This window comes from Kocuria kalidii (assembly GCF_044462225.1).
Lineage (GTDB): Bacteria > Actinomycetota > Actinomycetes > Actinomycetales > Micrococcaceae > Kocuria > Kocuria kalidii.
In genome coordinates, this window is record NZ_JBISWJ010000023.1 from 95,031 (window position 1) to 118,908 (window position 23,878).

A 23,878-nucleotide genomic window follows, 5' to 3' on the forward strand; every position below is an offset into this window, starting at 1 on the left:
GACACGCCCGGGACGGGGCCGCCCGTCGAGGTGGAGCGGACGGCCCCGGAGGAGTCGTCAGAGGTCTACGACGCCCTGGTCGCCCTCGACGGTGTCGCCGGTGACCTTCGCCTTCACGAAGTTGGCCACCTGGGTGACCTTGCCGCCGCCCGGGGTGTCCCAGTACTCGGCGGAGCGGCCGGTGACCTCGATGAGGACGTTGTTCGGGTTCTCCGGTCCGCCCTCGAGCCACGAGTCGGTGAAGCCGTCCCAGAGCTCCTTGAGCTTCTCCTCGTCGTTGAGCACGAGCGCCGTCCCCGTGAGGGAGACCCAGGCGCCGTTCCCGGCATAGGCGACGTTCACGGCGGGCCGCTGCTGCAGGTCCTGGGCCTGGTCCGAGGTGCGCTCGGCGATGAAGTAGACGGTGCCGTCGAAGTCCACGTCCTGCGTGGCCATGGGCTTGGAGATCAGGTTCCCGTGCTCGTCCGCGTGCGTGAGCATGGCGATGCGGGTGTTCTTGATCAGCTCGCGCACCTTGGCGGTGCCGTCGTCCTGGTCGGTCATGGGGAGTTCCTCCGTGGTTGGACAGCCGCACTGCGGGTCCGCGGCGCGAAGGGCCAGTCTACGAACCCCGGGGGCATCGCACGAGGGGTGTCCCGGGGGAACGGTCGCGGCTAGGTTGGGGGTCGACCCACTGTCGATGCCAGCACACCACCTGTCGATGCCAGCACCCCACCGGAAGGACCTTCCCGTGTCCCAGCTCTCCGCCGTCGCCCTCGTCTGCACCCTGACCCCCTCGCCGAAGCCCTCGAGCAGCGACCTGATGGCCCGCCACGTGCTGGACCAGCTCGAGCAGCAGGGGGTGCGCACCTCCTCGGTCCGCGTGGTCGACCACGACGTGAAGCCGGGCGTGCAGGTGGACATGGGCGACGGGGACGAGTGGCCGGCGCTGCGGCAGCAGATCCTGGACGCCGACATCCTGGTGCTCGCGACCCCCATCTGGCTGGGGCACCCCTGCAGCGTCGCCCAGCGCGTGCTCGAGCGCCTCGACGCGGACCTCGCCGTGACGGACGATCAGGGCCGCCCGATCATGTACGACAAGACCGCGATCGTGGCCGTGGTGGGCAACGAGGACGGCGCGCACAAGACGATCGCCGACATGACGCAGGGTCTGAGCGACATCGGCTTCACGGTCCCGGCACAGGCCGGGACGTACTGGGTGGGCGAGGCCATGCAGGCCGTGGACTACCAGGACCTCGACGAGGTGCCGGAGCCGGTCGCGTCCACCACGGCCGGGGCCGCCCGCAACGCCGCGCACCTCGCACGGCTGCTCCGGGCCGAGCCGTACCCGGCGGCCTGAGCCCGGCCCGGCCCGGCTCGGGGCGGCCGGCAGCCGGTCGGCCTACCGGTCGTCCGGGGTCTCGGACGCGTCCGGGACCACCGTGTTCCGCGCGGTGCTGACCGGCAGGTTCACGGGGCAGGCCATCTGCCCGGAGAGGCGGTGCACGACGGCCGCCGCGGCGACCACCAGGGCGAGCACGCCCAGCCCCGGCAGGACGCCGCCGACCGCGGCGAGGGCCACCGCGAGCACGCCCAGCAGGGCGCTGCGGCGTTCGCCGGACCGGACGGCCCGGGCCACCGTGGCCGCGGCGACGCCGTCCTCCTCGGGCAGCCGGGTGCCGCCGGCGACGGGCACGACGTAGGAGGCCACGAGGACGCCGGTGAGCGCCGACGTGGCGACCCGCACGAGGGTGGTCCACCACCCGGGCGGGATCCCGAGGCCGAGGACGTCGTGCGGGACGAGGACCGCGGTCAGGCCCAGGACCAGGACGGTGGCGAGCCCCGCGAGCACGGCGACGCCCCACTGGCGAGGACCCCACAGCCGGAGGGCCCGGGCGGCGGGACGGAGTCGCTGGGTCATGGGCGGGGAGCCTTTCGGTCGGACGGGGTGCTCTTCCCACTGTGACGTGGATCGCGGGCCCGCACCAGGGCCGGGACCAGCCGGACCAGCACGACCATCCCCACGAGCTCGACCAGGGTCTGGGTGACGACGACGAACGGCGTCAGCGCGAGCCGCTCCGGCAGCGCCAGGGCCAGCGGGAGCACCACGAGGGAGTTGCGGGTGGCCCCGCCGAGGACCAGGGCCCGGGAGGCCGGCACGTCCAGGCGGGCGAATCTTGCGGCCACCATCCCGATCGGGACCATGAGCACCAGGAAGCCGGCGTAGAGCGGCACGACCACCGCGAGGTCGGTCAGCTGCTCCCCCACCCCGCGCACCTGCGAGGCGATCACGGTGAACAGGGTCAGCGCCATGAGCGGCACCATGGCCGCGGCCGCTGCGGACTCCAGCCGGCGGGCCGCGGCGGAGCGGGACGCCGCGCGCTGCACGAGCGCGGCCGCGGCCAGGGGCAGGAGGATGAGAAGCACGAACGCCTCCACGAAGGGCCCCGGCTCGACCAGGGCGACCGCCTGCGGGCCGGCGAGGAGGAGCAGGTAGACCGGCAGGAGCAGCATCTGCGCGAGCATCAGCAGTGGGGCGGCCGCGAGCAGACGGTCGGCGGCGCCCCCGGCGAGGCCGGTGAACACGATGACGTAGTCCACGCAGGGGGCGAGCAGCACGAGCAGCACGCCCAGCAGCAGGGCCTCGTGCCCGGCGACCGCGCGGGACAGGCCGAGGACCACGATCGGGACGACTCCGAAGTTCACCACCAGCAGGGCCGTCAGGAAGCGGAGGTCCGCGAAGGCCCGGCCCAGTGCGGCGAACGGGACGGCCAGGAAGGTGGCGAACAGCAGCAGCCCCAGGACCGGGGTGACGGCCGGGGCCAGCGACGGTGCGCCGGGCGCGGTCCAGCCGACGAGGACCGCGGCGGCGATGGCCACCAGGTACACGGCCACCTGGTGGCGCTCCGCCCACGCGGCGGCTGTCGGCACATTCACCCGTCCCACCCTAGGGGCACGGCCCCGGGGGCCGTGAGCGGTCGTCGGCGGGCAGGGCTCGTCGGCGGATCCGTCCGGTGGACGAGCCCGGGGACGGGTTCGGGGGCGGTCCCGGCCGGGATCGCACCCGGGCCGGGGCCGCCCCCGAAGGGCCGCCGGCGGCTACTCCTCCTCGAGGATCTCCCCGCTGGTGGCCATGATGTAGGGCTCGCCCACGTAGTCGGCGTAGAGCTCGTCCTCCAGGTCGATCCCGAGCTCCTCCTCGGCGGCCGCGACGTCGAAGTCCTGCTGGACCGTGCCGGTCACCTCCACCACCTGGCCGTCGTCGAGCGGGGGAACCTCCTGCTCCTCGACGATCAGCAGCGGATCCACGGCGGTGCCGGCGGCGCCGGCGATCACGAACGTGTCGGTCGACAGCGTCTCGGTCACCTCCGCGGAGACGGTGACCTCCTGACCGGCGTAGGTCTCGCTCTCGTCGTAGAAGGCCTGGTCGTAGGGACCCACGTACCCCGTGCCGACCCCCGCCTCGCCTTCCTGGGGAGCCGGGGAGGACTCCAGGACCTCGCCCTCGGTGATGTCCTCCACGTCCGTGCCCTCTTCGGGGCCCTCAGTGTTGCAGCCTGCCAGACCGAGTCCTGCGACGGCGAAGACTCCTGCCGCCATCACTCGCGTGCTGCGTCGATCTCGTGCCCTCATGGTGATCCTCCTGCGTTCTGCTCGTCGTCGCCGAGGCGGTGGTGGAGCGGTTCCCCGGCGTCGTGCTCACCCGACGCTAAGCTCGCTGTTCATCCCATTGCAAGGAACGGTCCGATGTTCCCCCGATCCTCCGACCTCGTTCCCCCGGTCCTCCGACCTCGCCGTGACGGGATCGTTATGCCTGGTCACCGCCCAGGTGGATCGCGACTCGCCGGGAAGTGCCCGCCCGGGACCGATCGCGGCCGAGCCCTTGAACGAACAGGTGAAGCGTGCTTCACTGTTTGGCACAGGGAGGGGAGTATCCCACCAGCGTTCCGTCGTCACTACGGCCCCGCAGCGGGTCCGGCGGACGGACCCCCAGCGGGTCGGGAGAGACCTCCGATCGAACCGATCGGAAGGTGTTGGTCGTCGTGGATGTCCCGTTCTGGGCCTGGATCGCAGTACTCGGCTTCATCGTGGTGATGCTGGCCGTCGACCTGTTCGCCCACCGCCGTGCCCACGTCATCGGAGTGCGCGAGGCGGCCGTGTGGTCGGGGGTGTGGGTGGCCTTCGGCGTCGCGTTCGGAGTCCTCGTCTGGCGGATCTGGGGCGCGGAGTTCGGCCAGCAGTACTTCGCCGGCTACCTGATCGAGAAGTCCCTGGCCGTGGACAACGTCTTCGTCTGGGCCATCATCTTCAGCTACTTCGCCGTGCCCCGCGAGTTCCAGCACCGGGTGCTGTTCCTGGGCGTGCTCGGCGCACTGGTGTTCCGCGGGGTCTTCATCGCCGCCGGTGCGGTGCTGATCCAGAACTTCTCCTGGATCCTCTACGTCTTCGCCGCGTTCCTGCTCTACACCGGGTACCGCATGATCCGGCAGCGCAACGAGCACCTGAACCCCGAGCAGTCGATGGTGCTGCGCGGCTTCCGCCGGTTCGTGCCGATGACCGAGGCCTACCACGGCCAGAAGCTGCTCGTCCGCCGGAACGGGGTGCTGCTGGCCACCCCGCTGCTGGCGGTGCTGGTGCTCATCGAGGCCACCGACGTGGTCTTCGCCGTGGACTCGATCCCGGCGATCTTCGCCGTCACCGACGAGGTGTTCCTGGTCTTCACCGCCAACGCCTTCGCGATCCTGGGGCTGCGCGCGATGTACTTCCTGCTCGCCGACCTCATCCACCGCTTCGTCTACCTCAAGATCGGCCTGGCCCTGGTGCTGGTCTGGGTGGGCCTCAAGATGCTCCTGAAGATCGACGTCCTCTACATCCCCACGCCGATCTCCCTGGCCGTGGTCGCCACGATCATCGCCGTCTCGGTCGCCATGAGCCTGCGGGCCACCCGCGGCCAGGGGCGCCAGGCGCCGCCGAGCCCGGTGGACCCGCCCTTCCACGTCGCGACGGAGGCCGAGAACGCCGCCCTGGAGCCCGTCTGGGGCCGCCGCCGACCGCCCCGGCCGCAGGATGACCCGGGGCGCGACTCCCGCCGCGACACCGAGTACGCCCCCCACCACGAAGGAGATTCCCGATGACCACGACACACGCACCCCGACGCCCGGTAGCCGCGGTGATCACCGACGGCCCGGAGGCCGTCGCGGTCGCGCGGTGCGCGGCACGCATCGCCGTCGAGCAGGACCGGCCGGTGGTGCTGCTGGTGCCGATGCTGCGATCGGCCTTCACGGCCGACGCGGTCATCGCAGCACGGGTGCACCAGGAGGCGTGCCGGGAGGCCGCGGCCATCGCCGCCCGCACCACCCCGACCCTGGAGAGCGCGGGGATCTCCGCCCGGGTGGAGGTGGTGTGGCACCGGGGCTGCTCCTTCCAGCGGGCGCGTCAGGTGCGGGCCATCGCCCTGGCCCATGCCGCCCACAGGATCGGTGCGGCCGTGATCGTCACCCGGGCGGAGGTGCCGGTGCCCACGGTGCAGCACGGGACCGAGGTCGTGCTCGTGGCCGAGGTCGGCGGCTCGCTGCTCACCGTGCGCCGCCCCGCCCGCTCCCGCAGACTCGCCGAGCTCTGACCCACCGACCCCGTCCGGAAAGGACCCCGGCATGACCCGCAGCGCTCGTCCCGGACCCGCCGAGGCCCCTGCCGCGCCCCGGCACGACCCCGCGGACCCCGCACCGCGGCGTCCCGGTCCGCTCCAGCGGCCGCCGTGGACGCTGCTCACCAACCACGGTCACGTCCTGCTGGCCGTGGCCGGCGCTCCGGACGCCCGGGTCAGCGAGATCGCCGCCCGGGTCGGGATCACCGTGCGCGCCACCCTGGCGATCCTCAAGGACCTCGAGGGCGCCGGCTACCTCACCCGCCACCGGGTGGGCCGGCGCAGCCACTACACGGTCGACCGGCACCAGCACTTCCGCCACCCGGCCACCGCCGACCACGAGGTGGACGAGCTGCTGGCCATCTTCACCCCCGACCCCGCCGGTGCGTCCCGGCCGGGGAGCTGAGGCGGCGCCCCGGCCGCTCCGCCGCGAGCGGGGGAGCGGTTGGATCTATTGACATTCGATAGATATCGCGTGACACTCGATCCATGAGTCGTGAACATCGGGCGGTTGCCCCCCTTCGGATCTTTCTCGTGCTGCTGTTCGGGATCCTGGTGCTGTTCCAGGTCATGTCACTGCCCGGCCAGTTCGCGCACATGGCCCAGGAGTCCCCGGAGATGGCGTATCTGCGCTGGCCGGCGACGGCCGTGACGGTGTTCTGGGTGCTGTGCGCCCAGGTGGTGATCGTGGCCACCTGGAAGCTGCTCACCCTGGTCAAGAAGGACCGCATCTTCAGCACGGCCTCGCTGGTGTGGGTCGACGCCATCGTGTGGGCGGTCGGGGCCGCGTGGGCGGTGCTCCTGGGAGTGTTCCTCTACGTCGGCTTCAACGCGGGCGACCCCGGACTGCCGCTGCTGCTGTTCCTGATGCTGACGTGCGTCACGGTGCTGGGTCTGCTGATGGTGGTGATGCGGGCGCTGCTGCGCCAGGCCACGACCCTGCGCACCGACATGGAGGCGGTGATCTGATGCCCATCGTCGTGCGCATCGACGTCGAGCTGGCCAAGCGCAAGATGAGCGTCGGCGAGTTCGCCGAACAGGTCGGGCTCACCCCGGCGAACGTCGCTGTGCTGAAGAACGGCCGGGCCAAGGCCGTGCGCTTCTCCACGCTGGACGCCATGTGCCGGGTGCTCGGCTGCCAGCCCGGCGACCTGCTCGAGTGGGTCGACGACTGACCCACGCCCGCTCCCCCCGGCCCGCCCCGGCCGGACGGCCCCGACCGCGCCGGCCCGTTCGCCGTCACCACGGGCGGCCGCTCCGCACTCCTGAACTCCTGAACTCCTGAAAGGACTCCGCATGAAGTACGTGCTCCCCCTCCTCCTCATCGCCGTCGGCCTCGCCATGGGCATCGCCGGCATCGTCCATGGAGAGGCCGACGACTCCCCGGGCCTCCAGCTCCTGGGCGTCCTGCTCGTCCTCGCCACGGTGGTCCTCGGCGTGCGGACCGCCCGGCGCAGCGGCTGACCGTCCGTGCGACGGCACGCCGGCCGGGGCCCGCACCACCCCCGACCGGCCGGCGACCGCACGGGAAGGACGCCGGACCGTCTCCCGGACCGGCGGTGGAGGTTCGGGCTCGACGCCCCGGCGTCCGGGGCTGCCGCTTCACCCCCGGCCGGTGAGCCGGGCGAGAACCGCCTCGGGCGCCCCGGTGGCGTCCACGACGATCCAGCCCCGGGCGCGGGCGAACTCCAGGTAGACCGCCCGGGCCGCGCGCAGGTACTCCAGCGACTCGTGGTCCTGCCCGCGGGCGAGGATCCGCGCCCGGGCGGTCTCGGCCGGGACGTCGAGCAGGACCACGACGACGCCGCGCAGCGCGGTGGCGGCCGCCCGGGGCAGCACCCGGCCCGGCGGCAGCCCCCGGGTCCGCCGCAGCACCAGCTGGCACACCAGGTGACGGTCCATCACCACCAGGCCGTCCCGGCGTGCGGCGCGCACCTGGGAGACCAGGACGTTGGCCGAGCGCACCACGGTCTCGACCCGGTCCGCCCACCGCACCGGCACCTCCACCCCGCAGCGTGCCGACGCGCGCGTCAGCCAGCGCCGGCCGGACCGGTTGCGCAGCAGGATCGCCGCCCGCCCCGCCTCCCGCTCCGCGGCCACCAGCGCCGTGGCCGCCATCGTCTTCCCGGCCCCGTCGATGCCCAGCAGCACGACGGTCCGGGCCCGGCGGGCCGTCAGGGCCCCGGGACGCAGCCGTCGACCCGCCGCAGCGGCAGCACGCCGCAGGATCCCGGTCATGCGGCTGTTCCTGGCACGGTGGGACGGGACACTGAGCACACCCTTCTGCGCGTCGAGGACTCCGCGGACGTCTCGTGGCGCGGGAGGGAGGATACCCGCTCGGAGCGTCGTCGGCCGGGGCGGTCCCGGACGTGCCGGCACAGGACGGCCCGGCCCGCCGCTCTCGCGGCCGGCCGCGTGCACGGCCCCTGAGCCGCACGGCCGCCGGCCCGGCCCGCGCGGCGCGGAATCCCCGCGGTCATCCGCCGGGGCCCCACCGAGGAGCGGCCCTCACGCCGACGACGGCCCGCGTCCCGGCAGCGCCCGCAGGAGGGGCTGCACCCGGTAGGGGATCTGCTCGCTGAGGGCCAGGGAGGTCTCGGCGCGGAGGACTCCCCGGATCCGCAGGATCGAGCGCAGGACGGCGTGGAGGTCGCGGGTCTCCCGGGCTGCGACCCGGCACCAGACGTCCCCCCGCCCCGAGATCTCGTGCACCTCCAGGACGTTGTCGATGCCGCGCAGAGCGGAGACGACGGCGTCGAGCTCCCGGTGCGTGACCTCGAGGGTGAGGAACGCCAGGACGTCGAACCCCACGGCGGACAGGTCGACGTCCCGGCCGCCGGAGCGCAGCACCTCTCGGCGCTCGAGCCGGCGCATCCGCGAGACGACCGTGTTGCGGGCGACCCCGAGCGCGGCCGCCACCTCCCCGATCTGCGCCCTGGGATACCTCAGCAGATGCAGCAGCAGCCCGGTGTCGACGGCGTCCAGGGTGGTCATGGTGGTCTCCTTCTCTGCCGACCGCGCGCGACTTCTGATCAGCGTGATCAGTTTCGCAGGCATATCGGTGGTGCTGCACTCAGTCTCCGTCACACTGCGTGAACATGCTGTGCTGGCCACCCCGAGGACAGCCCACACTCGCCGATCCCACCGGAGGGCCCGCGATGACCGTGTTCACCGAACTGACCATGCGCTCCGCCGAGGGCGACGACGACGGGGGCAGGGGATGGAACGCGGGGCCGCGCGCCCGCCTGGTGCTGACCATGTCCACGACAGCGCTGCTGCTCGTCGGGGCCAACCTGGCCACCCCCCTGTACCCCGAGCTGCAGGAGCGCCTGGGACTCGGTCCTTTCGCGGTGACGGTGGCGTTCTCCTCCTACGTCCTGGCCCTGATCGCCGGGCTCGTCCTCTACGGGCACTGGTCGGACCACATCGGACGGCGCACCGCCCTGGTGCTGTCGGTCCTCGTCGGACTGGCCGGTGAGATCGTCTTCGCGACCGCCGGAGGCCTCCCCGGCCTCGTGGTGGGCCGCGCCCTGCAGGGCGCGGCCGTCGCCATGGTGACCGGAGCCAGCAGCGCAGCCCTCCGGGAGCTCCTGCCCCACCGCCCGGAGTGGGCCGGCCGCTTCACCCTCCTGGCGTCGGCCGGCGGCGTGGCGGCAGGCCCCCTGCTGGGCGGGGTCCTGGCGCTGCTGCCCGGCCCGACGACGACTCCCTTCGTCGTCCACGGCGCCCTGCTGGTCGCCGTCCTGGTGCCGCTGTGGACACTGCACGCCAGGCCGGCCATCGCCCCGGCCCCGGGGCCGGCGGCCTTCCAGGCCCTGCGGCCGCGTCGTCCTGCCCTGCCGCCCGGGGTCCGTGCGCGGTTCCAGCAGGCGGCCGCGGTCGGTTTCCTCAGCTTCGCGCTCTTCGGTTTCAGCCTCTCACTCGCCCCGGGCTACTTCGCCCGGACGCTGGGCGTGAGCTCTCCGGCCGGGATCGGGGCGCTCGCGGCCCTCGCGCTCGTCGGCTCCGCCGCGGTGCAGCTGGTGGGACGCGCCCGCGTCCAGGCCCTGCCCGGGGCGCTGGTGGGGATGGCCCTGGGCACGGCGCTGATCGGGGTCGCGGGCGCTCTGTCCAGCCTGCCGCTGCTGTGCTTCGCGGCCCTGTTCGCCGGGGCGTCCCAGGGCGTCGCGTTCCGCACGGCGTTCAACGAGCTGTCCGTGGCCGTTGCACCTGTCGACAACGCCCAGGTGGTCAGCGCCGTCTACGTCGTGACCTATCTGGGCAGTGCCGTGCCGGTCCTGGGCCTCGGGGTCCTGGCCGGCGCAGTGGGCGTCCCCTCGTCCGTCCACTGGTTCGCGGGCACGCTGGCCGCCGCGTGCCTGCTGCTGGCCGGCGCGGTGCGGCTCCGGGCCCGCCGCGGCCTGCGGCGCGGACCCCAGGGCTGACCGGTCGGCCGGGACGGCATCCGCGACACGTGCCGGCGGCCTCCCGCCGCGGGCCGGCCGTGCGGACCTGTCGTGCGGACCGGCTCAGTAGACGGGCTTGTCCGGCTCCACCTGCGCCACCCAGGCCAGCACCCCGCCCTCGAGGTGGCGCACCCGCTCCTCGCGCTGCGCGAAGAACGGCCGCAGCGCGGCGAGCGCGGTCGCGGAGCGGGCCCCGGCCTTGCAGTGCAGCACGAGGTCCGCGCCGCGGACCGCGGGCGGCAGGGCCTCCGCCCCCCGGTCCAGCAGATCCTGCAGCGGCACGGGAACGGCGCCGGGAATGGCCACGAGCTCCCGCTCCCAGTCCTCGCGCACGTCCACCAGGGCGAAGGACGCCTCCCCCCGTGCGCGGCGCTCGAGCAGCCGGGCCAGCTCGGGTGCGGCGAGCTGCTCGGCGGGATCGGCGCCCGACAGGGCACGGACGGGGTCGGGCTGCTCCACGGCGGTGACCGGGGCGGCGTCCGGGTCCGGGGCCAGCCGCATCTCGCGCCACGTCATCGCGAGGGCGTCGTGCAGCAGCACGCGTCCGAGCAGGGGCTCCCCGGTGCCGGTGATCAGCTTGACGGCCTCCGTGACCATGACCGCGCCGACGGTCGCGGGGAGCATGCCGAAGACGCCGCCCTCGGCGCAGCTGGGCACCTCGCCGTCCGGCGGCGCCTCGGGGTACAGGTCCCGGTAGGTGGGCCCGTGGCCGGCCCAGAAGACGCTGACCTGCCCCTCGAAGCGCAGGATCGAGCCCCACACGCAGGGGGTGCCGGTCAGGGCGGCGGCGTCGCTGACCACGTAGCGGGTCGCGAAGTTGTCGGCCCCGTCCAGGACCAGGTCGTACTGGCCGATGATCTCCACCGCGTTGTCCGCGCCCAGCCGCACGGGGTGGGTGCGCACGTCCACGAGCGGGTTGAGCGCGGCGACGGCCTCCGCGGCGGACTCGGCCTTGGGGCGGCCGACGTCGGCGGTCGTGTGCACGACCTGGCGCTGCAGGTTGGAGAGCGCCACGACGTCGTCGTCGACGATCCCGAGGGTCCCCACCCCCGCCGCGGCGAGGTACTGCAGCGCCGGGGCGCCCAGGCCCCCGGCCCCGACGACGAGCACGCGGGCGCCGCCCAGCCGCCGCTGGCCGAGGGGCCCGATCCCGGGCAGGGTCAGGTGCCGGGCGTAGCGCTCCAGCTCCTCGCGGCGCAGCTCGGGGCCGGGCTCCACGAGCGGGGGCAACGGGGTCACCGGCCCTCCCCGACGGGTGCCCAGTCCCCGCGCGGGACGTCCGCCGGCTCGGCAGGAGCTCCGTCCGCGCCCTCGTCCGCGGTGATCCGGCCGGCCGTCGGCGAGGACGCCAGCGCGTGGCGGCGGGCCGGGATGCGCCCGGCTCCGGCGGCGAGCCGGCCGGCGACCACCGCGTGGCGCATGGCGGTGGCCATCGCCACCGGGTCCTGGGCACGGGTGACGGCGCTGGCCAGCAGCACGGCGTCGCAGCCCAGCTCCATGGCCAGGGCGGCCTCCGAGGCGGTGCCGATCCCGGCGTCGAGCACCACGGGCACCGAGGCCCGGGAGGTGATGAGCTCGATGTTGTGCGGGTTCAGGATGCCCAGGCCGGTGCCGATGGGGGCGCCCAGGGGCATCACCGCGGTCGCGCCCAGGTCCTCGAGGCGGCGGGCCACGGCCGGGTCGTCCGAGGTGTAGGCGAAGACCTTGAAGCCGCGGGACACGAGCAGCTCGGTGGCGTCGAGGAGCTCCACGACGTCGGGCAGCAGCGTGTCCTCGTCGGCGATGACCTCGAGCTTGACCCAGTCCGTCTCGAGGGCCTCGCGGCCGAGCTCGGCGGTCAGCAGCGCGTCCCGGGCCGTGTAGCACCCGGCGGTGTTGGGCAGGATCCGGATGCCGTTGCGCTCCAGGAGCGCGAACAGGGAGTCGCCCTGGCCGGGGGCGTAGCGGCGCAGGGCCACGGTGGTCAGCTCGGTGCCGGAGGCTCCCAGCGCCTGCTCGAGGGTGTGCAGCGAGCTGAGGCCGCCGGTGCCCATGATCAGCCGGGAGGACAGCTCGGTGCCGTCGAGCACGAGCGGGTCACGGCTCGGGTCGGGGTGCGGGACGGTCACGTCAGCCTCCTTGGACGGCGGTGATGATCTCGACGGCCTGGCCCTCGGCCACGGGCGTGCGCCGCCAGCGGCTGCGGGGGACGACCGCGGCGTCCACGGCCACGGCGACGCCGAGGCGCCCGCCGTCGAGCGGGGCGCCGTCGGGGCCGAGCTCCCGGCCGACGGTCTCGGCGACGAGGTCGACGACGGTCGACTCCTCGGCCACCACGTGGGGCCGGCCGTTGAGGGTGATGGCGGTCATCGGGTGCTCCTGCTCCGGGGCCCGGCCGGAGTCGGCCAGGGGTCCCCTCGACGGGCCTCGACGGGGCGGTCGAAGCGGTGCGGGTCGGTGCCGGCGAGGTGCTCGGCGTCGGCGGACGGGTCGGCCCCGGTCCCTCCGGCGACCAGCTGCGCGGCGAGCCGGGCGGCGAGCGGGGCGAGCAGGACGCCGTGGCGGAAGTAGCCGGTGGAGACCACGAGCCCCGGCACGGGGGAGCCGTCCGGATCGCGGACCGGTCCCAGGTACGGGATGTCGTCCGGGGTGCCGGGCCGGGCGCGGGCCAGCACCTCGACGAGCTCGAGGTCGGCGACGCCGGGGACGAGCGCCTGGGCGTCGCGCAGCAGCCGGAACACGCCGCCGGCGCTGGGGCCGGCCAGGTCGTCCTCGCGGGAGGTCGCCCCGATCACCACGGTGCCGTCGGCGCGCGGCACCAGGTAGACGGGCACCCCGTGCACCAGGCCCCGGACGGTGCGCTCGAGCAGGTCCGGCGTCCCCGCGGGGACGCGGGCGCGCAGGATGTCCCCGTGCACCGGCCGCAGCGGCGGCCGCCAGCCCTCGGGCAGGCCCTCGATCCCGCCGAGGCCGGCGCCCGGTGCGAGGACCGTCCAGGCCGCCGAGACCATGCCGCCGCCGGCCAGGCGGACGCCGGTCACGGCGCCCTCGGCGTTGCGGCGCAGCTCGGTGGCGCGGTCGTGGACGAGGTGGGCCGGTCCGCCGTCGCCCGCGCCCGTCCCGGGGAGCCCCGCCCCGGCGGACTCCGTCCCGGCGCTTCCCGGCCCGGCGCCTTCCGATCCGGGGCCTTCCGATCCGGGGCCGGGGAGCTGCGGGGCGAGGAGCGCCGCGAGCAGCCCGGCCGTCAGGCGGCGCGGGTCCACCTGGTGGTCGTCGGGGATCCGGAACGCGGCGGACAGCCGCGGGCTCAGCGCCGGTTCCAGGGCCCGGGCGGTCCGCAGGGGCAGCTGCTCCACGTCCATCCCGTGGCGCAGCTGCAGCTCGCGGAGGTCCGCCAGGGCCTGCCGGTCCGCGGCGTCGACGCCGCAGACCAGGGTCTCGGTGGTGCGGTGGCCCACCGTGCCGTCGGCGGCCTGCTCGAGGGCGGCGACGAACGCCGGGTACTCGGCGGCCGAGGCGGCCATGAGGGGGTAGAGGGGCTCCTGCTGGTACTGGACCTCGCTCACCGGGGCGAGCATCCCGGCCGCGGCGCGGCTGGCGCCGGAGCCCGGCTCGGGGTCCACCACGGCCACCGAGCGGCCGCGGCGGCGCAGCTCCCACGCGGTGGCCAGGCCGATCACCCCGGCGCCGATCACGGCGACGTCGGCCCGGACGTGCTCGGACTGCCCGACGACCGGCTGGGGGGCGGTCGGCGGCGCGGGGTGCGCGGAGGTCACTCGGATCGTCCTTTCCTACGGCGGCATGATCCGCATCAGGTGTGGCGGTCGGCGCTGGACGCCCTCTCAGCCCCGGTGGGGCTCCCGCAGAACCGCTGACCTATCATCAGCGTGTGACCACCCAGCATACCCGTGACACCTCCTCCCCCGCCGGGTCCCGCCTGCGCGAGGCCCGGGCCGCGAAGCTCTTCGCCGCCCGGCTCTACGTGTGCACCGACTCCCGCCGGGAGCAGGGAGACCTCGAGGAGTTCCTGCACGCCGCGTACGCCGGCGGCGCGGACATCGTCCAGCTCCGGGACAAGGGCATCGACGCGGACGAGGAGATCGCCGCGCTGCGGCTGCTGGGCCGGGTCGCCGCCGAGTACGGCGCGCTGTTCGCCGCCAACGACCGCGCCGACATCGCCGCGCTCGTGGGCGCCGACGTCTTCCACGTGGGCCAGCACGACCTCTCCCCCGCCCAGGCCCGGCAGCTGCTCGGCCCCGACGTGCTGGTCGGGCGGTCCACCCACGACCTGGACCAGGCCCGGGCCGCGCTCGAGGACCCGGACGTGGACTACTTCTGCACGGGCCCCGTCTGGGCCACGCCCACCAAGCCGGGGCGCCCCGCCACCGGGCTGGAGTTCGTCCGCTCGGTCGCCGAGCTCACGGACGCCCGGCTGGACGCGGGCCCGGACGTGCTGCCCGTGCCGTGGTTCGCCATCGGCGGCATCGACGAGCCGCGGCTCCCGGAGGTCCTGGCGGCCGGGGCGCGCGGCGTCGTCGTGGTCCGCGCCGTCACCGAGGCGCCCGAACCCCGCCTGGCCGCCGGGCAGCTGCGCAGCCTGCTCCCCGCCTGAACGGACCCGCTCCCCGGCCCGGCTCACCGCCGCCGCACAGCCCGCTCTGAGAGCATGGACCCACGGACGACGACGGAGAGGTGGACCATGGACCCGGAGCTCGACCCCCAGGTGCGGCACGCGGTGGAGCGCCCCGCGGAGACCGCCCGTGGCCCGGAGGACGCGCAGCTGCGCGTCCGGCTGGCCGGTGAGCCCGCCCGCCGCGCGCTCGGCGCCCACTGGGAGGAGGGCGCCCCGGAGGACGCCCCGCCGAGCGACGACCGGCTCGCCGCGGCCGTGCTGCTCGCCACCCTGTTCGGTGACACGTTCTGGCTGGAGCGCGCCGCCCGGCTGCCCAGCGACGTGCCGGGCTGCCCCTCCGCGCCGCCCAGCGGGCTGCTCGAGCTGACCCGGGTGCCGGGTGCGCGGGCCGCGCTGGCCGACGCGCTCGAGCGCCCGCTGCTGACCGGGCTCCTGGAGTGGGGCACCAGCCCCCTGCCGGAGCAGCCGCCCGTGGCGGTCGCGCGCGCCGCCCGTGACCTGGGGATCCCCGACGACGGGCGCGTCTACCGGGTGGTGCGCCGCCGCGCCGAGCGCTTCCTGGCGCGGGAGTACGACGGGTCCGAGCAGCTCGAGCAGTTCGTGACGCTGCTGACCGAAGCGGAGAAGGGCCACCGCGAGGACGGACCCGTGCCCCCGGGGGAGACGCCGCCCCCGGCACCGCCCGCACCGGGTCCGCCCGCACCGGGTCCGTCCGCACCGGGGTCGTCCGTGGCCGGCGGCCCCGGGTCCGACGCGCCCGGGCCGGGCACGCCCCTGACCGGCGCGCCCCTGGCCCCGCAGTGGGGCGTGAGCCCGGCCACACCGGCTCCCCCGCCGCCCGGGCAGGGCCCCGCGCAGTTCCCGGGGCAGCAGGCCCCGGAGCACGGAGGCCCGGACCAGGGGACTCCGGGCTACGCGGCTCCCGGCTACGGAGTTCCCGGGCCGGGAACCGGCGCCGGGCACCCCGGAGCCCCGGGCACCGGCGGACCGGGCTCCTCCGGGCCGGTGTTCGGCCCCGGCCCCGGCGGCTGGCCGCCGCGCCCGGCCCAGCCCGAGGACGAGGACGACTCCGACAACCTCAAGGCGTGGGGCATCGTCTTCCTGGTGATCCTGGCCGTGATCGCCGCCCTGATCTTCGTCCTCTGAGACCACCCGAACCGCCGCCCGGCCCGGAGTCCGCCCTCGCGGACGGTCCGCCGGCCGGTCGGCACTGGCCAGGCGGCTCGCCGTCGGCGAGGATCGAGGGCATGGACATGCACCACGAACGGCTCGGCGCCGGCAGCCCCCTTCTCCTGGTCCACGGTCTCGGCTCGACGTGGCGGACCTGGGACCCGGTCCTGGACGGCCTGTCGGCCCGGCGCGAGGTCATCGCCGTCGACCTGCCCGGGTTCGGCGCCACGCCTCCCCTGGAGGGCGAGGTGACGATCGCGCGCCTCGCCGACGCCCTGTCCGCCTTCATCGACGTCCACGGACTGGCCGGGGTCGACCTGGTGGGCAGCTCGGTCGGGGCCCGGCTCGTGCTCGAGCTCGCCCGGCGCGGTGTCGGGGGGACCGCCGTCGCCCTGTCCCCCGGGGGCTTCTGGAACCCCCGCCAGCGCCGGGTGTTCGGCGCCTCGATCGGCGCCTCCGTCCGGCTCATCCGGGCCCTGCAGCCGATGCTCCCCGCGCTGACCCGCAACCGGGTCACCCGCACCGCCCTGCTGGCCCAGCTCAGTCCCCGGCCGTGGGCCCTGGACGAGGACCTGGTCCTGCGCGAGCTGCGCACGTGGGCGGGGTCCCCCAGCTACGACGCCCTCCTGCAGGCCCTGGTGCACGGGCCCGATCAGGAGGGAGCCACCCGGGCGCAGACCCCGGGAGACGTCGTCATCGGCTGGGGTCGCCAGGACCGGGTGGTCACCCCCGGCCAGGCCGAGCGCGCCCTCCAGCGGTTCCCCGGTGCGGAGCTGCACTGGTTCGACTCCTGCGGCCACTTCCCCATGTGGGACCGGCCCGCGGAGACCGTCGAGCTCGTGCTGAGCCGGACGGGCGGAGCGCACTGACCCGGAGGGACGGAAGGCGCTGAGCCGGACGGCGCCTGCACACCACCAGAGATACTTGCACCGGAAAGCTTATCGGGCTATTCTCAGGGACACATCAACCATTGCGCCCCTGCCGACGGAGACTCCCGAGATGCCGACCTTCCCGCAGCACCCCGATCCCCGGAGCCTGACGCCGCGCCCCGCCGAGGACCTGCTGTCCGGCGGCACCCGCATGGGCGCCGTGGAGCTGCTGGTCTCCGACCTGGACACGATGGTCGCCTACTACGCCGACGCCGTCACCCTCGACGTCCTTGCCCACGCCGGGGACACCGCGGTCCTGGGCCGGGACGGCCGGACGGTCGTCCGCCTGCGCCAGGTCGGGGAGCTCCCGCCGGCCCGCCGGGGGCAGGCCGGACTCTTCCACACCGCGGTGGTCTTCGAGGACGAGCCGGCGCTGGCCGCGGCCCTCGCGTCCGTCGCGACGGTGGCGCCGCACTCCTTCACGGGCAGCGCCGACCACCTGTACAGCCAGGCCTTCTACTTCGACGACCCCGAGGGCAACGGCGTGGAGCTCTACACCGACCGGCCGCGCGACACGTGGCGGCGGGAGCCCAGCGGCCTGCTGACCCTGGCGTCCGAGCCCCTGGACCCGCACGGCTTCCTGCAGGAGCACCTGCGGGGACGGGACGGGCACCGCCCGGCGGCACCGCCGGCCGCGCTGGGCCACGTGCACCTGCAGGTGGGCGACATCCCGCAGGGCCGGCAGTTCTACGTGGACGTCCTGGGCTTCGAGGTGATGAGCGACATCGGCTCGGCCCTGTTCGTCGCGGCGGGCGGCTACCACCACCACATCGCGCTCAACACCTGGCACAGCGCCGGGGCGGGCCCGCGCGCGGCCTCCTTGGGGCTGGGGCAGGTCAACATCGACCTGCCGGGCGCCGACGACGTCGCAGCCCTGGAGTCCCGGCTGCGGGACCACCGGATCGCCACCCGGCACGACGGCGCGGTGCTGCGCTTCGAGGACCCGTGGCGCACCCTGATCCAGGTGGGCGTCGCGGCGTAGGCCGGGGTCCGCGGATCGGGCCCGCCCGCGGACCGAGCTCAGGCGAACGGCTGCGAGGCCCGGTCGAGCACCTCGACCTCCTCGCCGGTGAGCCCCAGGCCGGGGGCGGCCATGAGCGCCGGCACCTGCTCGGGCCGGGAGGCCGAGGCGATGGGGGCGGTGACGCCCTTGGCCAGCAGCCAGGCGAGCGCGACCGTGGCCGGCTCCACGCCGCGGTCCTCGGCGACACCCACCAGCGCGTCGACGACGGCGAGGCCCTGCGCGTTCACGTGCGACCCCGCGGCGCCCCCGCGGACCTTCCCCTCGAGGTCGGCGGCGGTGCGGTACTTGCCCGTGAGGAATCCTGACGCGAGGCCGAAGTAGGGGAACACCGCCGCCCCGAACTGCCGGGCGATCGGGGCGAGGTCCCGCTCATGGGTGCGGCGGCTCACGAGGTTGTACTCCGGCTGGATCGCGACGGGCACGGTGAGGTGCTCGCGCTCGGCGGTCTCGAACCACTCCCGCAGCCGCTCCGGGCCGTAGTTGGACAGCCCCACGGCCCGGACCTTGCCGGAACGGACGAGCTCGTCGAACGTCGCCGCCTGCTCCGCGACGGGCACCGACTCGTCGTCGCGGTGGGCGTAGTAGAGGTCGACCCGGTCGGTGCCGAGCCGGCGGAGGGAGTCCTCGAGGGCCTGCACCACGTTTCCCCGCCCCAGGCCGCGGCGCTGCTGCAGGGAGCCCACCTTGGTGGCCACGACGACGTCGTCGCGGGTGCCGCGCGCGGTCAGCCACTCGCCGAGGACCGTCTCGGACTCACCGCCGCTGTGCCCCTCGCCCCAGGCCGAGTAGACGTCCGCCGTGTCGACGAAGTTGCCGCCGGCCTCCGTGAAGGCGTCCAGCACCGCGAAGGAGGTGCTGCGGTCGGAGGTCCAGCCGAACGTGTTGCCGCCCAGGTTGAGCGGGAAGACGTCGAGGTCGGTGTGGGCGATGGCTGCCATGCGGGGTTCCGTTCCGTCGTCGGATCTGTCGTGCTGCGGTCTGTCGTGCCGTCGTGCCGTCGTGCTGTCGTCCGTCGCACTGCTCGTCGTGGTCGCGGGCGTGGTGCGCTCCCGGCGCGGACCGGGGCGGGCGCACGCCGTTCTCGACCCTACCGGTCCTGCCCTACAATATTGCAGTTGTGCAAAAGGTGCAGAAGTGCAAAAATGTGGGCATGACCGACACCTCCCCTCCGTCCCTGCGCGCCCGCAAGAAGGCCGAGAGCTGGTCCGCCATCCACGAGGCGGCCGCCGCCCTCGCGGTCGAGCACGGCGTCGAGGGCACCACGGTGGAGGCCGTCGCCGCCGCGGCCGGGGTCTCCCCGCGCACCTTCTTCAACTACTTCCCCGCCAAGGAGGACGCCGTCCTGGGCATGCGGGCCCCCTCCCTGGACCCGGAGCTGCTGGAGGGCTTCTCCCTCGGGCACGACCTGCTCGGCCAGGTCTCGCGCCTGCTGCTGGCCGTGTCCCGCAGCGCCTATGCGAGCCCGGACGCCGAGCGGCGCCGGAAGCTGCTGCAGGACCACCCGAGCCTGGGCCGCCGTCGGCACGAGCTGATGCTCGAGGCCGAGGACCTGGTGCGCCGCACGCTCGCCGAGCTGCTGGCCCGGGACCCGGAGTGGGCGGCCGGGATCGGGGAGCACGGCGTGGACGAGGTCGCCCGGATGCTCGTCATGCAGGGCGGCGTCCCGCTGCGCTTCGCCATCACCGCCGAGGGCTACTCCCCGGCCCAGGGGCTGCCGACCGAGGACCACGAGTCGGCGCTCGCCCTCTACCACCGCCTCCAGGAGAAGCTCTCGTGACCCACACCCCCGCCCACCGGGCCGAGCCGGACACCGGCTCCCGGCACCTCGCGCTGCTCTTCGTCGGCCTGATGCTCTCCATGCTGCTGGCCGCGCTGAACCAGACCGTGCTCAGCACGGCGCTGCCCACGATCGTGGGCGAGCTCAACGGCGTGGACGAGATGCTGTGGGTGATCACGGCGTACATCCTGGCCTCGACGATCATGATGCCCGTCTACGGCAAGCTCGGGGACCTGATGGGCCGCAAACCCCTGCTGCTGGGCGCGATCCTGGTCTTCATGGCCGGCTCCGTGGTCGGCGCGCTCGCCGGCACGATCGAGGTCCTCATCGCGGCCCGCGCGATCCAGGGCCTCGGCGGCGGCGGGCTGATCATCCTCTCCCAGGCCGCCATCGCGGACGTGGTCCCCGCCCGGGAGCGCGGGAAGTACATGGGCGTCATGGGCGGGGTGTTCGCGGTGGCCTCGGTGGCCGGGCCGCTGCTGGGCGGCTGGTTCACCGAGGGGCCCGGCTGGCGCTGGGTCTTCTGGATCAACATCCCGCTGGGGCTGCTCGCCCTGGCCGGCGCGGTCCTGTTCCTGAAGCTCCCCCGGCACCGCGGCCGGCCGCGCCTGGACGTCGGCGGCATGGTGCTGCTGGCCGTGGCCACGACCTGCCTGGTCCTGTTCGCCACCTGGGGCGGCGGCCGGTACGCCTGGACCGACCCCGTGGTCCTCGGCCTGATCGCCGGGACGCTCGTGACCGGTGCCGCGTTCGTGGCCGTGGAGCGGCGCACCGCGGAGCCGATCATCCCGATGCACCTGTTCCGGGAGCGCAACTTCGTGCTCACCACCGTTGCCGGGCTGCTGACCGGCGTGGGCATGTTCGGGGCCCTCGGCTACCTGCCCACCTACCTGCAGATGGTCTTCGGGGTCGACGCCACCACCTCCGGGCTGCTGATGGTCCCGATGATGGGCACCCTGCTCGTGACCTCGGTGCTCGCCGGGCGGGCGGTGAGCCGGACCGGTCGCTACAAGTGGCTGCCGGTGGCCGGCAGCGTGGTCGTGGCCGTGGCCATGGGGCTCCTCTCGACCCTGACCCCCGAGCAGGGCGTGTGGCACGTGTGCCTCTACATCGCGCTCCTGGGCCTGGGGCTGGGCCTGTCCATGCAGGTGCTGGTGCTCATCGTGCAGAACACCTTCCCGCTGCGGCAGGTCGGCACGGCCACCGCGGCGAACAACTTCTTCCGCCAGATCGGCGCCACCCTCGGCTCGGGCGTGGTGGGCAGCGTCTTCGCGGGCCGGCTCGCCGACCTGCTGGCCGAGCGCCTCCCGGCGGGGGCCCTCGAGGGCGGTGCGGGCGGCGCCAACTCGCTCACTCCCGCCGTGGTCGCCTCGCTGCCGGAGGCCCTGCAGGACCCGATCGTGGCCTCCTACAACGACGCCCTGACCCCCATCTACCTCTGGATCGTGCCCCTGGGGCTGCTCGCGGCGGCGCTGCTGTGCTTCGTCGCCGAGAAGCCGCTGGCCACCACGATCGAGAAGGACGTCGAGCCCGAGGCGCTCGCCGAGGGCGACCTCGTGGTCACCGCCGACGCGCCGGGCGACGGACCGGCCGCTCCGCGGGTCGACGGCGGCGACGGCGACGAGGAACGGGACGCCGACGACCTGCGCGAGGACCCGGCCGCCCTCGCGCCGACCTCCTCGGCGCGGTAGGCAGGGTGCAGCCGTCGGCGCCCCGGCCACAGCACGGCAGCCGCAGGACGGCAGCCACAGCACGGCACCCGCGGGAGGGCACGGCAGCCGCGGGACGGCACCCACCGGACGGGACAGCAGCCGCGACGCTCGCCGCGCGGCGGTCGAGCCGTCACGGCGCGACCGCAGGCCGCACCCGCTCGAGGGACCGTCCCCGCCCGAGGGACCGTCCCCGGCCGAGGGGTCGCCCGGGGACGGTCCGCTCAGTAGGCTGAGAATCGCGCTCGTGCACGGCCGGGCGCGCGGGACGCCGCGCACGCGGCCGCCCGGAGCGACAGCGAGGAGCGACGCATGAGCGACAACGGCGACACCACCCACGAGGACTTCGACGAAGCCGTCAACATGACCCCGAAGCAGCTGTCGGAGTGGCTGGACACCGAGGAGTCGACCTCGGTGGGCCAGGACGACGGCGGGGAGTCGGTGGGCCACCGCTCCGGGCGGCGCATCGTGGAGATCCTGGAGAAGCCGAAGGGCGAGCGCACGGAGTCCGACGAGGAGCACATGCGCAAGGTCGTCGGCTACGTCCACCGCCACCTGGCCCAGCGACCCGACGGCGACGTGCGCGAGACCCGGTGGCGCTACTCCCTGATGAACTGGGGCCACGACCCGCTCGAGGACTGAGCCCGCCTCCCCGCCCCCGGGCACGTGCCGTGCGCGACGGTCGACCCCGGCGGTCGGCGCGGCCGACCGGCCGACGAGCGATCGCGTGCGCACGAGAACCGGTCAGCATGAGCACCCGAGAACACGAGAGAAGGAGCAGCAGATGAGCCTGAGCAAGGGCACGAAGGTCACGTGGAACACGCCGCAGGGCACCACCGAGGGCACGGTGGTCGAGAAGAAGACGGAGGATTTCGAGCTGGACGGCCGCACGTACCGCGCGAGCACGGACGACCCCCACTACATCGTGGAGTCCGACAGCTCCGGGGCCCGCGCGACCCACAAGGCGGACGCCCTGACGGAGCGGTGACGCAGACGCAGCGCCTCAGGCCGCGGGGGGCCTGAGGCTGCGGACGCCGGGGGTGTCCCAGACGAACGGGCCGAAGCTCGGGCCGACCGGTTCGAGGTACTCGACGTCGGACGCCGGGATCAGGGCACCCGGGGTGTAGCCGTCGGCCTCGCACCGCACCAGCACGACCATGCCCAGCTCGAGCGGTTCGTAGGGCTCGCACAGCACGACCTCGCCGGCGCGCAGGTCCAGGCCGGCGCGGTCGGTGCGCATCCGGTAGCGGGCCACCGAGGAGACGGTGATCGACGCGATCGGGTCGACGACAGGCCCCACACCGATGCCCGGGAGCACGTCGATGGGGCCGGTGTCATCGGGGACGGACGTCAGGTTGAGAGCGTTCATGGCGGGGTTCTCCAGTCGTGCGGGCGCATCGGGGCCTGTGTGAGGTCCTGGTGCCGGATGGGAGCACGACGACGCTGTCGAGTTCCATTCTAGAGATCTCGATCACATCCGGGAAGGGCCCTGTCCATCGGTCCGCGGGGCACCGCGGGGAGTGCACGGACGTCCAGGACCGACGCCCCGAGCGGACCCCGGTCCGCGGTCGCATCCGCGGCGCCGGGGGCTGCCGGGCCCCGGGACCGGTCGGCCGGGTCCGGCGTCAGCGGCTACCGACGAGATCGCTCCGGCGCGCCGCCCCGAGGTGGGCCGCGCGGCCGGCGCCGACGATGCCGGCCGCGTTGCGCAGCTGCGCAGGGGCCACCCGGGCGCGCAGCCGCAGGTGGGGCAGGAACTCCTGGTGCCGTGCGCTGATGCCCCCGCCGAGGACGAACAGGTCGGGGGAGATCAGGACCTCGAGGTGGGACAGGTAGCGCTGGAGCCGGTCCGTGTAGGTCGGCCAGTCCAGGGCCTCCACCATCCGGGCGGAGGCACCGGCCCAGCCGTCGACGTCGCGGCCGTCCAGCCACACGTGCCCGAACTCGCTGTTGGGGACCAGCTCCCCGTCCAGGAACAGCGCCGAACCGATCCCGGTGCCCAGCGTGATCACCAGCACCGTGCCGCGGGCTCCGCGGGCGGCGCCGAAGCGCACCTCGGCCAGCCCGGCGGCGTCAGCGTCGTTGAGGACCGCGACCTCGCGCCCCAGCCCGGTGGCGAGGAGCTCCTGGGCGTCCGTGCCGATCCAGGAGTCGTCGAGGTGGGCGGCCGAGCGGGCCACGCCGCCGTCGATGATGGCCGGCACGCCCACGCCGACCCCGGCCAGCGGAGCGCCCGCCTCGGGTCCGTCCTCCAGCCGCTCCAGGATCCCGCGCAGGGCGGCCACCACGGCGGACGGGGTCGCCGGCGAGGGCGTGGGCACCCGGCGGACCGGGCCGACGGTGGTTCCGCGGACCGGGTCCACGACCGCGAACTTGATGGACGTCCCGCCGATGTCCACCCCGAGGCAGCGCGCGTCGCCGTCGCCCCCTCCGGACACGGACGGGACGGTCGGGGTCGTCCGGGTGGACGGCAGGGCACAGGTCATCTCACGGTCCTGGATCGAGGCGGGATCGGCGCGTCCTCGACCGGACGGCGCCTGTTCGACTGTACAACCGTGCGGGGACGGCAATTATTCGCCGTCGTGC

Annotated in this window: 29 protein-coding genes and 1 riboswitch; of the genes, 16 read left to right on the top strand and 13 right to left on the bottom strand. The window is 74.6% G+C overall.

The window, feature by feature from the left end:
- Window positions 1–57: 57 nt before the first annotated feature.
- Window positions 58–543 carry a pyridoxamine 5'-phosphate oxidase family protein gene (locus ACH9D3_RS03680; protein ID WP_396409893.1) on the bottom strand — a complete coding sequence of 162 codons (486 nt, stop codon included), beginning with the start codon at window positions 541–543 and terminating at the stop codon, window positions 58–60.
- 187 nt (window positions 544–730) lie between these two features.
- Between ACH9D3_RS03680 and ACH9D3_RS03685 the strand changes: the two genes are divergently transcribed.
- Entirely contained in the window at window positions 731–1,339 is a 609-nt protein-coding gene (locus ACH9D3_RS03685) for an NAD(P)H-dependent oxidoreductase (RefSeq protein WP_396409894.1), read from the top strand.
- Window positions 1,340–1,381: 42 nt separating this feature from the next.
- On the opposite strand, the gene ACH9D3_RS03690 is transcribed toward ACH9D3_RS03685, so the two are convergent.
- From ACH9D3_RS03690 to ACH9D3_RS03700, 3 genes are all read right to left on the bottom strand, one after another.
- Window positions 1,382–1,900 carry a hypothetical protein gene (locus ACH9D3_RS03690; RefSeq protein WP_396409895.1) on the bottom strand — a complete coding sequence of 173 codons (519 nt, stop codon included), beginning with the start codon at window positions 1,898–1,900 and terminating at the stop codon, window positions 1,382–1,384.
- Window positions 1,897–2,916 (bottom strand): bile acid:sodium symporter, encoded by a 1,020-nt coding sequence (locus ACH9D3_RS03695; protein ID WP_396409896.1) that lies wholly within the window; start codon window positions 2,914–2,916, stop codon window positions 1,897–1,899. Before ACH9D3_RS03695 ends, ACH9D3_RS03690 begins: the two co-directional genes overlap by 4 nt.
- A gap of 162 nt (window positions 2,917–3,078) precedes the next feature.
- Window positions 3,079–3,579: a hypothetical protein gene (locus ACH9D3_RS03700; RefSeq protein ID WP_396409897.1), complete on the bottom strand. Its 501-nt coding sequence runs from the start codon at window positions 3,577–3,579 to the stop codon at window positions 3,079–3,081.
- 443 nt (window positions 3,580–4,022) lie between these two features.
- Between ACH9D3_RS03700 and ACH9D3_RS03705 the strand changes: the two genes are divergently transcribed.
- From ACH9D3_RS03705 to ACH9D3_RS03730, 6 genes are all read left to right on the top strand, one after another.
- Window positions 4,023–5,114, top strand: a complete 1,092-nt coding sequence (locus ACH9D3_RS03705; RefSeq protein ID WP_396409898.1) for a TerC/Alx family metal homeostasis membrane protein — start codon at window positions 4,023–4,025, stop codon at window positions 5,112–5,114.
- On the top strand, window positions 5,111–5,602 hold the full coding sequence (locus tag ACH9D3_RS03710; RefSeq protein WP_396409899.1) for a hypothetical protein: 492 nt from the start codon (window positions 5,111–5,113) through the stop codon (window positions 5,600–5,602). The genes ACH9D3_RS03705 and ACH9D3_RS03710 overlap by 4 nt, the downstream gene beginning before the upstream one ends.
- Before the next feature lie 31 nt (window positions 5,603–5,633).
- Window positions 5,634–6,032 carry a MarR family transcriptional regulator gene (locus ACH9D3_RS03715; RefSeq protein ID WP_396409900.1) on the top strand — a complete coding sequence of 133 codons (399 nt, stop codon included), beginning with the start codon at window positions 5,634–5,636 and terminating at the stop codon, window positions 6,030–6,032.
- Between the two features lie 83 nt (window positions 6,033–6,115).
- A complete protein-coding gene (locus ACH9D3_RS03720) occupies window positions 6,116–6,595 on the top strand; it encodes a DUF2975 domain-containing protein (protein WP_396399831.1) in 480 nt (159 codons plus the stop codon).
- Window positions 6,595–6,801, top strand: a complete 207-nt coding sequence (locus ACH9D3_RS03725) for a helix-turn-helix domain-containing protein (protein WP_396399832.1) — start codon at window positions 6,595–6,597, stop codon at window positions 6,799–6,801. The genes ACH9D3_RS03720 and ACH9D3_RS03725 overlap by 1 nt, the downstream gene beginning before the upstream one ends.
- Window positions 6,802–6,922: 121 nt before the next feature.
- Window positions 6,923–7,090 carry a hypothetical protein gene (locus ACH9D3_RS03730; RefSeq protein WP_396399833.1) on the top strand — a complete coding sequence of 56 codons (168 nt, stop codon included), beginning with the start codon at window positions 6,923–6,925 and terminating at the stop codon, window positions 7,088–7,090.
- 138 nt (window positions 7,091–7,228) lie between these two features.
- Here ACH9D3_RS03730 and ACH9D3_RS03735 read toward each other — a convergent pair whose 3' ends face one another.
- Both ACH9D3_RS03735 and ACH9D3_RS03740 read right to left on the bottom strand, forming a co-directional pair.
- On the bottom strand, window positions 7,229–7,864 hold the full coding sequence (locus tag ACH9D3_RS03735) for a thymidylate kinase (RefSeq protein WP_396409901.1): 636 nt from the start codon (window positions 7,862–7,864) through the stop codon (window positions 7,229–7,231).
- A 270-nt stretch (window positions 7,865–8,134) separates the two neighbouring features.
- Window positions 8,135–8,620 carry an Lrp/AsnC family transcriptional regulator gene (locus ACH9D3_RS03740; protein ID WP_396399835.1) on the bottom strand — a complete coding sequence of 162 codons (486 nt, stop codon included), beginning with the start codon at window positions 8,618–8,620 and terminating at the stop codon, window positions 8,135–8,137.
- Window positions 8,621–8,784: 164 nt separating this feature from the next.
- Between ACH9D3_RS03740 and ACH9D3_RS03745 the strand changes: the two genes are divergently transcribed.
- A complete protein-coding gene (locus ACH9D3_RS03745) occupies window positions 8,785–10,050 on the top strand; it encodes an MFS transporter (RefSeq protein WP_396409902.1) in 1,266 nt (421 codons plus the stop codon).
- Between the two features lie 84 nt (window positions 10,051–10,134).
- On the opposite strand, the gene moeB is transcribed toward ACH9D3_RS03745, so the two are convergent.
- The 4 genes from moeB to ACH9D3_RS03765 form a co-directional block, all read right to left on the bottom strand.
- Window positions 10,135–11,310 (bottom strand): molybdopterin-synthase adenylyltransferase MoeB, encoded by a 1,176-nt coding sequence (gene moeB / locus ACH9D3_RS03750; protein ID WP_396409903.1) that lies wholly within the window; start codon window positions 11,308–11,310, stop codon window positions 10,135–10,137.
- On the bottom strand, window positions 11,307–12,104 hold the full coding sequence (locus tag ACH9D3_RS03755) for a thiazole synthase (RefSeq protein WP_396399970.1): 798 nt from the start codon (window positions 12,102–12,104) through the stop codon (window positions 11,307–11,309). Before ACH9D3_RS03755 ends, moeB begins: the two co-directional genes overlap by 4 nt.
- Window positions 12,105–12,180: 76 nt before the next feature.
- Window positions 12,181–12,420, bottom strand: coding sequence for a sulfur carrier protein ThiS (gene thiS / locus ACH9D3_RS03760; protein ID WP_396399838.1), 240 nt, complete (start codon window positions 12,418–12,420; stop codon window positions 12,181–12,183).
- On the bottom strand, window positions 12,417–13,826 hold the full coding sequence (locus ACH9D3_RS03765) for an FAD-dependent oxidoreductase (protein ID WP_396409904.1): 1,410 nt from the start codon (window positions 13,824–13,826) through the stop codon (window positions 12,417–12,419). The genes thiS and ACH9D3_RS03765 overlap by 4 nt, the downstream gene beginning before the upstream one ends.
- Window positions 13,822–13,924, bottom strand: a riboswitch (TPP riboswitch). (Overlaps the previous gene by 5 nt.)
- Window positions 13,925–13,939: 15 nt before the next feature.
- Here ACH9D3_RS03765 and thiE point away from each other — a divergent pair.
- The 4 genes from thiE (at window position 13,940) to ACH9D3_RS03785 (ending at window position 17,764) form a co-directional block, all read left to right on the top strand.
- Complete coding sequence (gene thiE / locus ACH9D3_RS03770) at window positions 13,940–14,662, top strand: thiamine phosphate synthase (RefSeq protein WP_396409905.1); 723 nt, start codon at window positions 13,940–13,942, stop codon at window positions 14,660–14,662.
- Between the two features lie 87 nt (window positions 14,663–14,749).
- Window positions 14,750–15,829: a hypothetical protein gene (locus tag ACH9D3_RS03775; protein ID WP_396409906.1), complete on the top strand. Its 1,080-nt coding sequence runs from the start codon at window positions 14,750–14,752 to the stop codon at window positions 15,827–15,829.
- Between the two features lie 101 nt (window positions 15,830–15,930).
- Window positions 15,931–16,722, top strand: coding sequence for an alpha/beta fold hydrolase (locus ACH9D3_RS03780; RefSeq protein WP_396399842.1), 792 nt, complete (start codon window positions 15,931–15,933; stop codon window positions 16,720–16,722).
- Between the two features lie 130 nt (window positions 16,723–16,852).
- Window positions 16,853–17,764 carry a VOC family protein gene (locus tag ACH9D3_RS03785; RefSeq protein ID WP_396409907.1) on the top strand — a complete coding sequence of 304 codons (912 nt, stop codon included), beginning with the start codon at window positions 16,853–16,855 and terminating at the stop codon, window positions 17,762–17,764.
- 38 nt (window positions 17,765–17,802) lie between these two features.
- Here the strand turns inward: ACH9D3_RS03785 and ACH9D3_RS03790 are convergent, their stop codons facing one another.
- On the bottom strand, window positions 17,803–18,744 hold the full coding sequence (locus ACH9D3_RS03790) for an aldo/keto reductase (protein WP_396409908.1): 942 nt from the start codon (window positions 18,742–18,744) through the stop codon (window positions 17,803–17,805).
- A 212-nt stretch (window positions 18,745–18,956) separates the two neighbouring features.
- On the opposite strand from ACH9D3_RS03790, the gene ACH9D3_RS03795 reads away from it, so the two are divergent.
- The 4 genes from ACH9D3_RS03795 to ACH9D3_RS03810 all read left to right on the top strand — a co-directional run bounded on the left by ACH9D3_RS03795 (window position 18,957) and on the right by ACH9D3_RS03810 (window position 22,280).
- Window positions 18,957–19,583, top strand: coding sequence for a TetR family transcriptional regulator (locus tag ACH9D3_RS03795; RefSeq protein ID WP_396399845.1), 627 nt, complete (start codon window positions 18,957–18,959; stop codon window positions 19,581–19,583).
- Window positions 19,580–21,274, top strand: a complete 1,695-nt coding sequence (locus ACH9D3_RS03800) for a DHA2 family efflux MFS transporter permease subunit (protein WP_396409909.1) — start codon at window positions 19,580–19,582, stop codon at window positions 21,272–21,274. The genes ACH9D3_RS03795 and ACH9D3_RS03800 overlap by 4 nt, the downstream gene beginning before the upstream one ends.
- A gap of 330 nt (window positions 21,275–21,604) precedes the next feature.
- Window positions 21,605–21,934, top strand: a complete 330-nt coding sequence (locus tag ACH9D3_RS03805) for a DUF3140 domain-containing protein (protein ID WP_396409910.1) — start codon at window positions 21,605–21,607, stop codon at window positions 21,932–21,934.
- A 142-nt stretch (window positions 21,935–22,076) separates the two neighbouring features.
- On the top strand, window positions 22,077–22,280 hold the full coding sequence (locus ACH9D3_RS03810; protein WP_396409911.1) for an HVA1 family protein: 204 nt from the start codon (window positions 22,077–22,079) through the stop codon (window positions 22,278–22,280).
- A gap of 15 nt (window positions 22,281–22,295) precedes the next feature.
- Here the strand turns inward: ACH9D3_RS03810 and ACH9D3_RS03815 are convergent, their stop codons facing one another.
- Both ACH9D3_RS03815 and ppgK read right to left on the bottom strand, forming a co-directional pair.
- The gene (locus ACH9D3_RS03815) at window positions 22,296–22,661 is read right to left on the bottom strand and encodes a hypothetical protein (protein ID WP_396399848.1); all 366 of its coding nucleotides are present in this window, start codon (window positions 22,659–22,661) and stop codon (window positions 22,296–22,298) included.
- Between the two features lie 256 nt (window positions 22,662–22,917).
- Window positions 22,918–23,778, bottom strand: coding sequence for a polyphosphate--glucose phosphotransferase (ppgK, locus tag ACH9D3_RS03820; protein WP_396409912.1), 861 nt, complete (start codon window positions 23,776–23,778; stop codon window positions 22,918–22,920).
- Between the last annotated feature and the right edge of the window lie 100 nt (window positions 23,779–23,878).

Bases quoted from the DNA above. Each gene is read 5' to 3' on its own strand.
- ACH9D3_RS03680 (WP_396409893.1), bottom strand. From the start codon at position 543: ATGACCGACCAGGACGACGGCACCGCCAAGGTGCGCGAGCTGATCAAG.
- ACH9D3_RS03690 (WP_396409895.1), bottom strand. From the start codon at position 1,900: ATGACCCAGCGACTCCGTCCCGCCGCCCGGGCCCTCCGGCTGTGGGGT.
- ACH9D3_RS03700 (WP_396409897.1), bottom strand. From the start codon at position 3,579: ATGGCGGCAGGAGTCTTCGCCGTCGCAGGACTCGGTCTGGCAGGCTGC.
- ACH9D3_RS03710 (WP_396409899.1), top strand. From the start codon at position 5,111: ATGACCACGACACACGCACCCCGACGCCCGGTAGCCGCGGTGATCACC.
- ACH9D3_RS03715 (WP_396409900.1), top strand. From the start codon at position 5,634: ATGACCCGCAGCGCTCGTCCCGGACCCGCCGAGGCCCCTGCCGCGCCC.
- ACH9D3_RS03720 (WP_396399831.1), top strand. From the start codon at position 6,116: ATGAGTCGTGAACATCGGGCGGTTGCCCCCCTTCGGATCTTTCTCGTG.
- ACH9D3_RS03725 (WP_396399832.1), top strand. From the start codon at position 6,595: ATGCCCATCGTCGTGCGCATCGACGTCGAGCTGGCCAAGCGCAAGATG.
- ACH9D3_RS03730 (WP_396399833.1), top strand. From the start codon at position 6,923: ATGAAGTACGTGCTCCCCCTCCTCCTCATCGCCGTCGGCCTCGCCATG.
- ACH9D3_RS03735 (WP_396409901.1), bottom strand. From the start codon at position 7,864: ATGACCGGGATCCTGCGGCGTGCTGCCGCTGCGGCGGGTCGACGGCTG.
- ACH9D3_RS03740 (WP_396399835.1), bottom strand. From the start codon at position 8,620: ATGACCACCCTGGACGCCGTCGACACCGGGCTGCTGCTGCATCTGCTG.
- ACH9D3_RS03745 (WP_396409902.1), top strand. From the start codon at position 8,785: ATGACCGTGTTCACCGAACTGACCATGCGCTCCGCCGAGGGCGACGAC.
- ACH9D3_RS03755 (WP_396399970.1), bottom strand. From the start codon at position 12,104: ATGGGCACCGGCGGCCTCAGCTCGCTGCACACCCTCGAGCAGGCGCTG.
- thiS (WP_396399838.1), bottom strand. From the start codon at position 12,420: ATGACCGCCATCACCCTCAACGGCCGGCCCCACGTGGTGGCCGAGGAG.
- ACH9D3_RS03775 (WP_396409906.1), top strand. From the start codon at position 14,750: ATGGACCCGGAGCTCGACCCCCAGGTGCGGCACGCGGTGGAGCGCCCC.
- ACH9D3_RS03780 (WP_396399842.1), top strand. From the start codon at position 15,931: ATGGACATGCACCACGAACGGCTCGGCGCCGGCAGCCCCCTTCTCCTG.
- ACH9D3_RS03785 (WP_396409907.1), top strand. From the start codon at position 16,853: ATGCCGACCTTCCCGCAGCACCCCGATCCCCGGAGCCTGACGCCGCGC.
- ACH9D3_RS03790 (WP_396409908.1), bottom strand. From the start codon at position 18,744: ATGGCAGCCATCGCCCACACCGACCTCGACGTCTTCCCGCTCAACCTG.
- ACH9D3_RS03795 (WP_396399845.1), top strand. From the start codon at position 18,957: ATGACCGACACCTCCCCTCCGTCCCTGCGCGCCCGCAAGAAGGCCGAG.
- ACH9D3_RS03805 (WP_396409910.1), top strand. From the start codon at position 21,605: ATGAGCGACAACGGCGACACCACCCACGAGGACTTCGACGAAGCCGTC.
- ACH9D3_RS03810 (WP_396409911.1), top strand. From the start codon at position 22,077: ATGAGCCTGAGCAAGGGCACGAAGGTCACGTGGAACACGCCGCAGGGC.
- ACH9D3_RS03815 (WP_396399848.1), bottom strand. From the start codon at position 22,661: ATGAACGCTCTCAACCTGACGTCCGTCCCCGATGACACCGGCCCCATC.
- ppgK (WP_396409912.1), bottom strand. From the start codon at position 23,778: ATGACCTGTGCCCTGCCGTCCACCCGGACGACCCCGACCGTCCCGTCC.